11 protein-coding genes are annotated in these 12,861 nt (G+C 40.4%); 4 read left to right on the top strand and 7 right to left on the bottom strand.

The genetic code is table 11. The features are described from left to right. Nucleotides 1-35: 35 nt before the first annotated feature. From J8M01_RS06515 to yeiP, 3 genes are all read right to left on the bottom strand, one after another. Entirely contained in the window at nt 36-212 is a 177-nt protein-coding gene (locus tag J8M01_RS06515) for a hypothetical protein (protein WP_192509659.1), read from the bottom strand. Between the two features lie 111 nt (nt 213-323). After that, nucleotides 324-1,055, bottom strand: coding sequence for an alpha/beta fold hydrolase (locus J8M01_RS06510; RefSeq protein WP_192509658.1), 732 nt, complete (start codon nt 1,053-1,055; stop codon nt 324-326). Between the two features lie 76 nt (nt 1,056-1,131). Then, nucleotides 1,132-1,704 carry an elongation factor P-like protein YeiP gene (yeiP, locus tag J8M01_RS06505; protein ID WP_192509657.1) on the bottom strand — a complete coding sequence of 191 codons (573 nt, stop codon included), beginning with the start codon at nt 1,702-1,704 and terminating at the stop codon, nt 1,132-1,134. Between the two features lie 223 nt (nt 1,705-1,927). Here yeiP and J8M01_RS06500 point away from each other — a divergent pair, with 223 nt between their 5' ends. Beyond that, nucleotides 1,928-2,293 carry a VOC family protein gene (locus tag J8M01_RS06500; RefSeq protein WP_192509656.1) on the top strand — a complete coding sequence of 122 codons (366 nt, stop codon included), beginning with the start codon at nt 1,928-1,930 and terminating at the stop codon, nt 2,291-2,293. A gap of 99 nt (nt 2,294-2,392) precedes the next feature. Here J8M01_RS06500 and J8M01_RS06495 read toward each other — a convergent pair whose 3' ends face one another. Continuing rightward, a complete protein-coding gene (locus J8M01_RS06495) occupies nt 2,393-5,191 on the bottom strand; it encodes an EAL domain-containing protein (protein WP_211057424.1) in 2,799 nt (932 codons plus the stop codon). Nucleotides 5,192-5,531: 340 nt separating this feature from the next. Here J8M01_RS06495 and J8M01_RS06490 point away from each other — a divergent pair, with 340 nt between their 5' ends. Beyond that, nucleotides 5,532-6,149: a chemotaxis protein gene (locus J8M01_RS06490; RefSeq protein WP_192509647.1), complete on the top strand. Its 618-nt coding sequence runs from the start codon at nt 5,532-5,534 to the stop codon at nt 6,147-6,149. Then, complete coding sequence (locus tag J8M01_RS06485; RefSeq protein WP_192509646.1) at nt 6,146-6,874, top strand: MBL fold metallo-hydrolase; 729 nt, start codon at nt 6,146-6,148, stop codon at nt 6,872-6,874. Before J8M01_RS06490 ends, J8M01_RS06485 begins: the two co-directional genes overlap by 4 nt. Before the next feature lie 362 nt (nt 6,875-7,236). On the opposite strand, the gene J8M01_RS06480 is transcribed toward J8M01_RS06485, so the two are convergent. From J8M01_RS06480 to J8M01_RS06470, 3 genes are all read right to left on the bottom strand, one after another. Further along, nucleotides 7,237-7,857 carry an alpha/beta hydrolase gene (locus J8M01_RS06480; RefSeq protein WP_247671028.1) on the bottom strand — a complete coding sequence of 207 codons (621 nt, stop codon included), beginning with the start codon at nt 7,855-7,857 and terminating at the stop codon, nt 7,237-7,239. 115 nt (nt 7,858-7,972) lie between these two features. Beyond that, nucleotides 7,973-8,323: a VOC family protein gene (locus J8M01_RS06475; RefSeq protein WP_211057423.1), complete on the bottom strand. Its 351-nt coding sequence runs from the start codon at nt 8,321-8,323 to the stop codon at nt 7,973-7,975. A gap of 218 nt (nt 8,324-8,541) precedes the next feature. Further along, nucleotides 8,542-10,893 (bottom strand): TonB-dependent receptor, encoded by a 2,352-nt coding sequence (locus tag J8M01_RS06470; RefSeq protein ID WP_211057422.1) that lies wholly within the window; start codon nt 10,891-10,893, stop codon nt 8,542-8,544. A gap of 697 nt (nt 10,894-11,590) precedes the next feature. Here J8M01_RS06470 and J8M01_RS06465 point away from each other — a divergent pair. Further along, on the top strand, nt 11,591-12,787 hold the full coding sequence (locus J8M01_RS06465) for a cellulase family glycosylhydrolase (RefSeq protein WP_211057421.1): 1,197 nt from the start codon (nt 11,591-11,593) through the stop codon (nt 12,785-12,787). Nucleotides 12,788-12,861: the final 74 nt, after the last annotated feature.

Raw genomic sequence — 12,861 nt, 5'->3', positions numbered from 1 at the left:
AACTGCGCTGCCTTATTATGCTTAAAGTCTAAGCACTACTTTCGCTGAATAATTGAATCACCACCACATACTAAGTAGCCTGTATCACAACCAAAAGATGGCGGGTCCATTCTACCACCTACTATGTTCGGTGTTTGCTGGTGAAAAATAGCGTGGTTATTATCCGACAAACCCTTTAGGTTTTTCTTTTTGATCGTTAGCTTGATTTTCATGACTTTCCTTTTCGTTGCTATTATAGTCAATTCAACGTTAGCAGGTGTTTAAGATAATTCAACAATATACGCTAAAATTAACGCCCTTTTTCAGGCCACAACTTTCAAGCTTTATGTTATAGAAGCTAACCTATCGCCCACTTTCTCAACAATCTCATCTGTATAATCATTGATGAAAAAGTGCCCACCTTCAAACCAAGAAAACTCACCTTGCTCAAAAAAAGTTAACCAATGGCGTGTATGTTCTTCAAGAATAGGATCTTGTGTACCCGCAAAAACACTCACCGCGCATGGTAATATCAATGCTTTATGGTACCCATAAGTGTCAGCGAGCTTAAAGTCTGCGCGTAACATTGGCTCAAACAAATCCATCAATTCGCTATGTTCTAAGATTTCTTTCGGTGTGCCATTCAAACTCGCCAACTCAGCCCTAAATTCGGCTGAAGGTAAATCGTAAATTGCTTTTCTATTTCCGCAATAACTTGGACTTGCACTGCCTGATGCAAAAAAGTGCTTCGCGCACGGCAATCCTCGCTTTAATGCTTGACGTAAAAGTTCAAAAGCAACACGACTACCTAAACTATGACCATACAGTACATAATCACCCTGCATGTAGGGATCCAAATGCACCTGTAACGCACTAATTAACTGCTCCATATCATCTATGGCTGGTTCACCAAAATGCCCACCTCGGCCTGGCGGTTGTACAATAACCAAACGAACATCATCTGGCAGTAACTTTTGCCATCCAGCATATATATTAACCCCGCCACCTGCATATGGAAAACAGATAAGGGTTTTCTTGGCATGCGCATTACTGATGCTTAACCATTTGCTCGTCATACATAATTCCTTTCTAAAACAAAACGTCATAGTTAAAAGAGAGATACGCTAAGGCATCTCACTTTTAACCTTTGTATTAGTTATCAGCACGACCCATAAATTTCTTTTCGTCGGTATTAATTTTAATGCGATCTCCATTTGAAATGTGCTCAGGAACTTGTACGATTAAGCCTGTACTCATGGTCGCAGGTTTGGTACGCGCACTCGCTGAAGCGCCCTTAATTGAAGGAGAAGTGTCTTCGATCACCAATTCAACACTTGATGGTAAATCGATTGAAACTGGGCTGCCTTCAACAATGACCGCAAGTAACCCTTTTGTATCCTCTGAAACAAATAGCACTTGCTCTTCAATCGAAGATTTATTCAAATTATATGGCGTATAATCTTCTTCATCCATAAATACATATTCATCACCGTCAATGTAAGAAAACATCACTGGACGGCGAATTAAATCGGCAAGCGTCAGCATTTCATCTGCTTTAAACGTTTCATCAACTTTACCGCCTGTTACAACATCATACATGCGCATTCGGTATAAACTGCCACCAGAGCGTCCTTGTGGTACTGAACGTTCAATATCTCTGACGATCATAACGCGACTGTTATATTCTATCGCTGCATGTTTTTTTATTTCACTGGCCTTTGGCATCGTATTTCTCTTAATTTATTTTTGCGAAAAACTATCATGAAGTTGCGTTCTAGCCAAGTAACTTAACCATAATTTAGCGTACTTATAACGACCACATGATAACGTTGGCTCTGGGTTAATACTTAACGTTGACAATTTGCACGCTAAACAGCGGATACTTTGGACTAAATTGCCAGTAGTGGTAAACGTCTATAAGGAAATGTCACAACATACTCGAACAATTATGCTTAATTTAAATGTCATATCACTCAAACCATTTATTCCAGCTAAAGATTTTGACGTATCAATACAATTTTATAAAAGGTTAGGGTTTGAGCTCAAATCTCAAGACGCAGGCATTGCTTTCTTTCGTTACCAAACATATACGTTTTTACTACAAGACTTCTATGAGCCTCAGCATTGCGAGAATTATATGATGCATTTACAGGTTGCTGACGTGAATGCATGGCATGAGCATATTCTCACTCTTAATTTAGAGCAAGAATTTAACTGCAAAGTAACCCCTATTGTTACACAACCTTGGGGCATGACAGAGTTTTGTTTACTTGACCCGAGCAAAGTACTGTGGCGTATTGCACAAAATAATTGAGAAAATACGTGTCTGCTAGACCGAACAGCCATGTAAAAACAGACAAATTATACGGTGAAGGAAATTCATAGGTTTATAAATTGACGCGCCCTATTTAACCTAATTATCTTTATGTATTGTACTAAATACTTGCCCATGCTCAATCATATGGGTCATTGCCTGTGCATCAGTCGGTTCTGAAAAAAAATAGCCTTGTAGCTGCTCGCACCCGCATGCTGTCAGCGCTTTCGCTTGCATCGCATTTTCTACCCCTTCTGCAACACTATTGACTTGAAGGCTTTTCGCCATATTAACAATGACCATCGCTAAATCAGCATTTTTCTTACTGCCACTGATGTCTGCAACAAATGATTCATCTATTTTTATTGTGTCAAAGTTAAGATGTTTCAAATAGCTCAAACTAGAAAACCCCGTACCAAAATCATCAATCGCAATTGCAAAGCCGTATTTTTGTAATTCCAGTAATGTTTTTTTCATCGCGTCAACATTTGATACCAGTGCCGACTCAGTGATTTCAATTTCTAAATTTGTCGGCGGAACATTATATTTAGCAGCTGTATCAAGCAGTTCCTTTACAAAGTGTGTTTCACTGAGCTGTAAAACTGATATATTAATGCTTAAAATTAAGCCTGGTTTAATTAACAACCATTGAGCAAATTGTGGAAATGATTTCTTCAGCAATTGTAGGCTGAGCTTGCTAATCAAATTGGCATCTTCCGCAATAGCAATAAAGTGAATTGGGTCGAGCAACTGATCTTGTTGTTGCCATCTAGCCAACATTTCTAACTTTTCAAGCTCAAATGTTTTCGCATTTACAATAGGTTGGTAATAAGGAATAAACTCGCCTTTTTCAATGCTCTTATGAATTGCACTTTCTATTTCCACACGCAATTCGGCTTCATGATCTAGTTTTGCGCTATAGAATTGAAAATCAGTCTTAGCGACTTTCTTAGCCCTATACATAGCTGTATCGGCATGCTTCATCAGTGTTTCCGCATTATCACCATCGTCAGGGTATATCGCAATACCAGCGCTTAAAGACACTGTTAATTGAATACCTTTAAGCTCATATTCTCCCGTCGTGCTCGACAGTACTTTTTTAATCACTTTACGTACATGGCGTTTGTCTTCAATGGCATCGAGCAATAATACAAACTCATCTCCCCCCATACGTGACACGGTATCGCATGCTCTTACACACCCAGCAAGCCGCTCTGATACTTGTTTCAGTAACAAGTCGCCATAATCATGCCCCAACGAATCATTAATTTTCTTAAACTTATCGAGATCAATAAACACCAACGCGAATTGATGTTTACAGCGCCGGGCTCGTTTACATGCTTGAATTAACCGATCTTGCAATAACAATCGATTAGGCAATCCAGTTAATGCGTCGTGATGAGCCAAATGATTCATTTTACGCGACATCATTCGTGACTCAGTCACATCTTGAAAAACCATCACAGATCCCATTATTTTGCCACTTTTACCGTAAATGGGCGAAATAGAATCTTGGATTGCAAATGTTAGTCCTAAGTGGTTTTTAACACACGTAAGCTCTGGTAACCCTAATGTTTGATGGTTACCCATACAATAATCAGTCAAGTTTTCTATCGGCTGTAATGTATCTTCGTTAAAAAGTGGCATTACTTCTTGAAATGGCTGCCCAGCAACCTCAGCTGTTAGCTTTGCCAAAATAGCTTCTGCAACAGGATTCATATAAGTCACATTACTATCTACATCAGTGCAAATAACACCATCTCCAATTGAACTTAACGTCACTTCTAGCAGCTCCTTCTCTTTTGATAGCGCTTCGGCCAGCTTTTGCCGCTCTGACATATCTTGAAAGAAACATAATGTGTGCCCACCACCTTCATGGTCGCTAAAAACCTCCGCTTCTAATAAACACACCACCTGTTGATTGCGGCTGGTCACTAAGACAATTTCTTCAATCGAAAACTGAGTGTTTCCTTGCAATCCGCGGTGATGAATTAAGCTCGCAGAATGATCCGTCATAAAATCTGTAATTGGTTTATTTAGAAGTTGTTCACGCCGGTATTCAAGGTTGCATATAAACCCATCACTAATATGTAAGATTCTACCTTCATCATCGAGCGTAACTAACATGACAGGGCTTTGTTCAAAAGTATGTTGATAATGACTATCCAGCGCGCGCATATGTGTGAATGAGCATTTATTTGATAAGTCATACATGCAAATTATTAAAGCATTACAATAGCCCAAAAGCATAGTAACCAAGACTGTCAATTTGGTGTTACTTTCGGCTTTGGTTAATAAATCTCCATGACTAAACGCAACAGCTATTACGACAGCTAAGATAAGCCCCGCCAAACTCAGTGCTTTAAAACCACGAAAAACAGCGCACAGTGCCAACAAAATCACAGTAAATACTGCAAACATCGCCCAAGAGATATAAGCGGAACATATAGCAATAGCTGCCACTGACACGCCCCATGCAAGGTCACGCAAATTATAGATAAACGACCACTTTAATTTATCATTTTGCGTACATAACAAAACCACTGGCAAACCTACTACTAATGTGACAACTGACCCTTCAAACCACTCCATCAACACTCGCTGTGCACTCATGTTTGAAAACACAGGAATCAACTGGGTACCGGCTACACCTAGTATTAATGAAGGGAGAAACACAAACTTTACTAAGCACATTACTAAATAACTAGGCTGGTTAACTGTTTGTTGAAATTGAAAATGTTGTTTAAAGAAAAAAGCAATGAAATAAGCTTCAAAAATATTTAACGTCAACACAATGAATGCGTCAACACTCACGAAGTCAAAAGCAACGTAACCTAAAAAAGTAAATGCTAACGCAAGCGTGGATGTTTTCCACCAACTCCCGTACTGAAGTGTCATGAACCCCGCAATTAACCAAAGGTCCGCGCCCCAAAGACTAGCCCATACTCGTTGAGGGGGCCCGTATAATATAAATAGTACAGCGATTACTAAGTAACCTATCGCCCAAAATATATGCCGTTTCATCCACGTAAACCTTAGTCGGCTACTTGCCCAATGCTTATCAACTCAATAAGCCATTACTCTGTTCATTGCCTACTAAAACTATTGGCGACAGAGCAAAATTAATCAAGTTTCCAACAAGATAAAGCACTATATACACCATGTTTTATAGGCAATAAATTGGGAAATAAAATAAAAGTTATCTATGCTGTAAAAATTGCAACAACCGAGTCATACAATGATCAATTCTCAGCAAGCCACATCAGCAATGAATAATTTTGTGCGAGTTGCTAATATCATTACAAATTTAGATATGATTTTAAGTCAGGCAAAAAACCTTTCTTTGACGGCAAAGAACGCTCGAGTCGTCGCATTAAGAGCCGGTGATGCGGCATACGGCTTTAAACCGATAACAAACTTTATTGACGAGTTTTCTGAACAAACAATTCGCACCACTTCTGAGATATCAAAACTTTCAAATCAACTGTTTACATTGGCATTAGCCGTGGTTCGCTGTACTGACTATCAATACCAACTAACAAAAGCACAAAGTACTTCTGCGCACAAATGCGTTATCACCTTGCAACAACAAAGTTTAATGGACTTAAAACAAAAAACGCGCAATTTAGAGCAGGCTATTTTTTCGCTCGAAAGCTACTTTGAAGACATTCAAAAGCAAATGCGTAGTGCCGAATACATAGCGGTCACCAGTCGAGTTGAAGCCTCTAATGCCGGAGAATTTAGTCATAGCCTAGAGTCAGTGTCTGACTTCATTGCTGAAGCCGCTAAAAAAATAAAAAAAGCCGTCAATGATAACCTACAAGAAATATATAAATTACGAGGAGCTCTGCGTTGAAATCAAACGAGTTATATTCAGAAGAATCTCATCAGTGGCTAGTCCTAGGCCGAGACCCAGCGAAACCTGAAAAAATAATAGACACGAATCAATACCTAATTAAAAGCGCTGAAGAAGCAATTATTCTAGATCCAGGTGGCATTGAATTATTTTCGCCAATGCTTGCTGGAGTTTTACACCATGTAAAACTAGAAAATATCACCACGTTATTTGCATCCCATCAAGACCCAGATATCATTTCTTCGCTAGGTTTATGGGATAAAACAGTGCCCAACGCTAAGCTATATGCTCCATGGCTTTGGGAAGGGTTCATACGTCACTTTGGTATGGAAAACATCCAATATATGCCAATCAAAGACGAAGGCGGCGAGATTAAGCTTGGCACTGCGACGCTAAAGTTTATTCCTGCACATTACCTGCACTCATCGGGCAATTTTAATGTTTACGACCCCCAGGCAAAGATCTTAATGAGCGGAGACATTGGCGCTTCTTTAGAGCATGGTGACGTGCCATTATTCGTTGAAAATTTCGCACAGCACATCAAGTATATGGAGTACTTCCATCGCCGTTGGATGCCTTCAAATCGCGCAAAAAACAACTGGGTTGCGAGGGTTCGAGAGCTTGAGATTAATATGATGGCACCTCAACATGGTCGTATTTTTAAAGGCGAGATGGTGAATGAGTTTTTAGAGTGGTTTAGCAAGCTGGATGTAGGCATTGCCTAGGGGCTGTTGACCTTTGCTGTTCTATTTTTGTTCTCTTTGAGTATGCTTTTATCGCGGCGCTTAATATGTGGCCTAGTAATCTAAGCGAATATTAAGCAACAAAGAGAAAGGGCTGCTCGAAAGAACCGGTAGGCAGTGCTTGATTGGCTTTTCTACTATGTTGTCGGCTATGGAATAACCATGCTACGCAGCCTCTACCTTGTATAAAATCCAATCAAACTGCTGCAAAAATGAACCTGGAAGATCAACAACCCCTAATACTTTTGGAGAAATAGCCTTTTCAAAAATAGAACATACACACCACATATTAAACTAACATTCCCATCAAAGGTGGGAAGTCAGCCATGCTGTTTTCAGTGTTGTTAACGTTGCGACTTAATCCATGCCTTTACAGGGGTGACCCACTCTGGCCTCGGCCGATAAAAAGCGCCATGACTCAGACCGGTGTTAATTTCAAGCTCGGTAAATGATTTTACGGACGTACTTTTTTCTGCTAATGCACTGCAGCTATTAGATTTGTCCGTTTTTTCATAAATAGATAACACGTGGCCATACACTTTAACATCCGTGTGCTTTTTCCAAACTAAACGACCACACCCTGCAAGAATTATCGTATTAACGCCTAAATCAGACAACTTATCAGACGCAACTCCGGTAATAAACGCCCCCCGAGAAAACCCCATAATGGTAATGTTACTTGGCTTTACTCCCTGCTCAACCAAAGTTCGAACTTGCCCATTCAGTGTGTATGCATACTCAAACGGGTCCGTATTTTTGCTTCGATGGTGCGCAATTAAATGATAGCTAGGGTCTGACAACGCGTCCTTGATTGCCGGAAAGTCATATACTCCCCAGCCAAATCGAGTATCCACTGGCTTAGGATTTGTTCCCTCAACAATGTAACCGTGAGAATAAAACACATATTTCGCGTGCTTATCAATACTATCTGGTAAATCGGCATAAATCTGGCGAGCCTCAACCAAGGTCGTTGTTAATACTGAGCTGGCTGATAGAATAATAGCGGTTAGTATGGTTTTGATTACAATATACCCAATAAAAAGTGTTATTTACCAATAGTATACCAAATTTATATCAAACTCATAGGTCAGACCATACGGCTAATTCATTACCACTTGGTTCAATAAAGTGAAAACGTCGACCTCCTGGAAAGCTAAAAATAGCCTCACATATTTCACCGCCCGCTAGCTCAACATCTTGTAAAGACTGCTCCAGGTTTACACTATAAATAACCACTAATGCACTCCCTAATTTTGTGCAGGCTCTTAACTCTGACTTATAAAACCCACCAGTCAAGCCTGAGCTGCTAAATGCCCGGTAATCTGGCCCGAAATGCTCAAACTGCCAGTTAAAAACACGAGAAAAAAAATGTTCTGTTTTCGCTAAATCACACGCAGCCATTTCAATGTAATTAATATGGTGATGAGTCATGTTGTCGCCTCGTTATTGAGATAGGCTTAGCATAAAATGACTTTGCTACATAAGCAAATAACCACTCGTCTAATCAAAAACGAGAACTTGGGTTAAAGTATGAATTTGTTTTATGAGATACGATAAAAACCCGTCGTTCTCAATGTTAGGCGTATTAATGTCAAGCATGCACAATAAAAAAAGGCACAGTCAATGTGCCTTTTGATACAAGCGAAAGGTTAAAATTCAGCTTTAAAGTTCACTGCAGCTGTACGAGGAGCACCTATCCATCCAGACTGATTCGCCACGCCTCCTAAGTAACTTTTATCCGTAACGTTATTTAAGGTAAAGCGTAATTCCATGGCTTTAATCCCTGATATCGGTGCATCAATCGCAACACCTGCATAAAAATCAGATACTGTATATGCATCAATTTTCTTAGTATTTGTCGCATCCATCCAACGATCTCCAACCCACTTTGTTGATAAACCAGCAAAATAATTACCTTTGCTCCAATCAAATGAGATAACAGCTAAGTTTTCCGCTGAACCAAACACTGTGTTCCCTTGTGGGAAAGTACTTAACCCGCCTGTGTACGTTGAGTCGTTATAGGTATATGACGTATACATTCCCCATTCATTGGTCATGTACCATGTCGCAGAAGCTTCAAACCCATTCGATTCAATACCACCGACATTCTCAAACGAACCATTATTACCAATCGAATAATTAATACCATCAGGTGAGTCTGGCGCAATAAAATTTAAACGGTTTTCAAAAGTAACATCATAATATGTCACACTGGCGTTGAGTTTATCTGAGCTATAACGCAAGCCTAAGTCAATATTCTCTGCCGTCTCAGGCTCAATTTCATCCAGTGCGGATGCATCTCTTTCCAAAACGGTATCTTTAATTGCAGCAAAGTTTTCTGCATACCCTGCAAAAAGCTCTAAGCCTTCAATAGGGGTCGGTGCCACGATGCCTGCAGACAATAAAGTTTCTGAATCCGACTCAATCGAGGTGTTTTTACTCCCATCAAATAGGTTAATACCTTCAAGGTCGACTAAGAACTTTTTCGCGCCAACGCGCACTCTTGCAACTTTAAAGTCCAATTCATTTTCAATATAGAACATGGTTGTATCCACATTGAATTCTCTGTTGTACTGTATCCAATACGGCGTACTATCGAAGTTTACGCTCACTCGTGCATCAATTCTTTTATGCCAGTCTCGCCACTCTTGACGCTGGTAATCTTCGTACCATATTCCAGCTCGAACCGTATTGTCCATATCAGCTAGCTTGCCGTAAAAGCTAAAATCAGCGTTGAACCCTAAGCGGTCTTTACCATAATGAGTATGGCGATATGAGCCCACTGGTATTGCACCTGCTTGATAACAAGCTGGATCATACTCTGCCCCAGCGCCACCATATGGAAAAGTAATGCTCGACTCACATCCTGAAATCGGACTAAGTTGTCGGCCAGCTTTGTCGACAAAATATATTCGACCATTAGAGCTACCCCCAGTGTACGATTTATCAGATGTGATCTCGCTATGAGGTTGATTAAAACCATCAGCCGAAATATCTTCAAGGTAAGGCGGGATCCAGTCACCACGCCCTTCATTATGGTGATAATAAACATTGCCGGACAATTCCCAGTTACGCGCTTCATAGTTTGCTTGAACATAACCAAAGGTATTTTCCCTTAACGTTTGCCAGCCATTACGAAAAACTTGATCTACATAGGGAGTACCTGTTATCGAGTCAGTTAACCTATCCCATGTAGGGTCTATTGCGAATTGTTCTGTGCTGATCCTTTGGTAATTCGCTTCTTTTACATCATCATAAGATGCATATGCTTTAACGCTTAATGGACCATTGCTGTGTAGCACTTTAGCCGCGATATGGTCTCGCTCACTATTTGCCACTTGTTGTACCCAATCTGAATTACTCGAACTAGATATACTCACCCAAGCATAGGTATTGTCAAATACTTCCCCTGTTTGATAGCGCGCAAAATACTTCTGTGCTTCGAAGTCCCCGTTGGTGAATGAAAGAGTTAAGCCTGCATCTTTTGTCGGGTCTATCGTTGTGAAGTTAAGTGTGCCCCCTAATGCTTCATTTGAACGAGACGCGACATCCGCTGTACCTTGAGATACTTGTACCGTGCCAAGGTTTTCTGTATCAATATAGCGGTTTGCTTTGGCTCCGCCACCATAATTAGAGTTACCATTGGCAATACCATCAATCGTAATACCAATTTGCTGCTCATCTAAGCTCAGCTGAAAACCACGAATAGATACCGTGGTAGACCAATCATCAGAGCCAAATGTATCGCCTTCATTTATTAAAACACCGGGTAAGTTATCAATAATCGCTAATGCACTGGTCATCGCAGCTTGTTGTTTTGACATTTCTTGAGTGGTGGCGTTATTTGCAAACGACACGCTCTGTCCAACGACAGTAACTTCTTCAATGGTGTTATCTTCTACTGAGCTATTTTCAACAGCATTGCCTTGAGCAAAACTGCTTGCAGAAAAGCTCGTTAATAATGCAGCAGTGATCAGGTTAAGCGAGAGAGTATTTTTCATGATTTCCCAACTTCTAATTTAAGGTTAAATGGCTGAACGCAAAGCAGTATGGGAAATAAATATGACAAATAGGGACAACTTATTTGAACGTTCAATTAATAAAAATTTAAAGTAATAAGACAAATGTATCAGCCATGCTTGCTCCTTTACCCTCTCGCCAGAAAACTACGACCCTATTCGATAAACTGAGCATCCATCACACTACCAACTTTAAATTTGCCATCTAATTGTCACAGAGATAGGCGATAATGTTTTCGACAAATACAGGTGTCTCCCCTGCACCAAATTTTTCAGTTTTGTATGTTTTTTTGGGTCATTATTTGATGACCCAACTTTTCTTTGTTACCTAAAATCTAGGGGCTGTTGATCTTTCAGGCTCATTTTTTCAGCAGTTTGATTGGCTTTTATACAAGGCAGAGGCTGCGTAGCATGGTTATTCCATGTGAGTCAGCCGATAACATAGTAGAAAAGCCAATCAAGCGCTGCCTACCTGCTCTTTTGAGTAACCCTTTCTCTTTGTTGCTTAATATTCGCTTAGATTACTAGGCCACATATTAAGCGCCGCGATAAAAGCGTGCTCAAAAAGAACAAAAATAGAACAGCAAAGATCAACAACCCCTAGACCAAAGTCTATGAGGCGATTATTTAGCCACCGCATAGAGTTAAGGTTCACAACATGTAAAAGAGGAACACTTCAATGAACCTGTCAAAAACGACATGCGTACTTTATATACTTGCATCACTGCTCGCCATGAAACAGGCATACGCCGCTAACTGTAGTTCAATCAATGAATACCCAAATTGGACCGCTAAAAATTGGTCAGGCCAATACGATCATGCTAATGCTGGAGATTTAATGCAGTATGAAAATAAACTATATAGGGCCAATTGGTGGACAAAGGCGGTACCTGGCTCGCACCAGTCATGGCGCTATGAAGGCATATGTACAAATCCAACTACTCCCATCCAAGGTGCTTTTGATACTCATGGTAAGCTCTCCGTATGTGGTAAACACCTGTGTAATAAAAATAATCACCCTATACAATTACGTGGTATGAGTAGCCATGGTCTGCAGTGGTATGGACTAAATAAATGCCTGACACCACAGTCACTCGATACGCTCGCATATGAATGGCGTGCAGATATTGTAAGGCTCAGTTTATACGTACAAGAAGGGGGATTCGAAACAGACAAAACTGGCTTTATTAATCAAGTCAACGAACTGATCGCAATGGCCAGTGACAGAGGAATGTATGTTTTAGTGGATTGGCATCAATTGTCTCCTGGAGACCCTAATGCCAACACTGCACTAGCCAAAGAGTTCTTTAGTCGTGTTGTACAACAGAATAAGCATCGAGATAACATCCTCTACGATATTGCCAACGAGCCTAACAATGTATCATGGGATGCTGTTCATAACTATGCCGAGCAAGTTATCCCGATTATTCGCAATATAAAAAGTGATGCTGTTGTATTAGTAGGCACTCACGGCTGGGCCACATTTGGCATCTCTGATGGCGGGTCTGTACAAGAGGTTATTCAAAAGCCACTCTCTTTCAACAATATCATGTACACCTTCCATTTTTATGCAGCCTCACATTTTGACGCTTACCTCGAAGCACTTGATACAGCATCGGATGTATTACCGGTTTTCGTCACAGAGTGGGGAACTCAGCTTTATACGGGAGATGGCGACAATGATTTCGAACGCGCACAAGCGTATATTAATTTGATGAAACGGAAAAAAATCAGTTGGATTAATTGGAACTACTCTGACGACCCACGCAGTGGAGCAGTATGGAAACAAAGCACTTGCAGCGCGGGGAGTTTTTCTGACAGTCAGCTCAAAGAAGCTGGAATTTGGATAAAACAACAAATCTTATTAGAAAGATAACCGCTTTACCAATGCGGGTACGTTCATCCGTATTGGTTTTTCTGTGTCTGATGCATCTAGAGCGGCGTTCATAT

The sequence above is a fragment of the Pseudoalteromonas sp. MMG005 genome (genome assembly GCF_018101015.1).
Lineage (GTDB): Bacteria > Pseudomonadota > Gammaproteobacteria > Enterobacterales > Alteromonadaceae > Pseudoalteromonas > Pseudoalteromonas aurantia.
The sequence above is the reverse complement of the archived record's forward strand: the minus strand, read 5'-3'. Positions and strand labels throughout refer to the sequence as shown.

Excerpts from the sequence above, each read along its gene's own strand:
- J8M01_RS06510 (WP_192509658.1), bottom strand. The coding sequence starts at position 1,055 with ATGACGAGCAAATGGTTAAGCATCAGTAATGCGCATGCCAAGAAAACC.
- J8M01_RS06490 (WP_192509647.1), top strand. The coding sequence starts at position 5,532 with ATGATCAATTCTCAGCAAGCCACATCAGCAATGAATAATTTTGTGCGA.
- J8M01_RS06495 (WP_211057424.1), bottom strand. The coding sequence starts at position 5,191 with ATGACACTTCAGTACGGGAGTTGGTGGAAAACATCCACGCTTGCGTTA.
- yeiP (WP_192509657.1), bottom strand. The coding sequence starts at position 1,704 with ATGCCAAAGGCCAGTGAAATAAAAAAACATGCAGCGATAGAATATAAC.
- J8M01_RS06470 (WP_211057422.1), bottom strand. The coding sequence starts at position 10,893 with ATGAAAAATACTCTCTCGCTTAACCTGATCACTGCTGCATTATTAACG.
- J8M01_RS06515 (WP_192509659.1), bottom strand. The coding sequence starts at position 212 with ATGAAAATCAAGCTAACGATCAAAAAGAAAAACCTAAAGGGTTTGTCG.
- J8M01_RS06465 (WP_211057421.1), top strand. The coding sequence starts at position 11,591 with ATGAACCTGTCAAAAACGACATGCGTACTTTATATACTTGCATCACTG.
- J8M01_RS06475 (WP_211057423.1), bottom strand. The coding sequence starts at position 8,323 with ATGACTCATCACCATATTAATTACATTGAAATGGCTGCGTGTGATTTA.
- J8M01_RS06500 (WP_192509656.1), top strand. The coding sequence starts at position 1,928 with ATGCTTAATTTAAATGTCATATCACTCAAACCATTTATTCCAGCTAAA.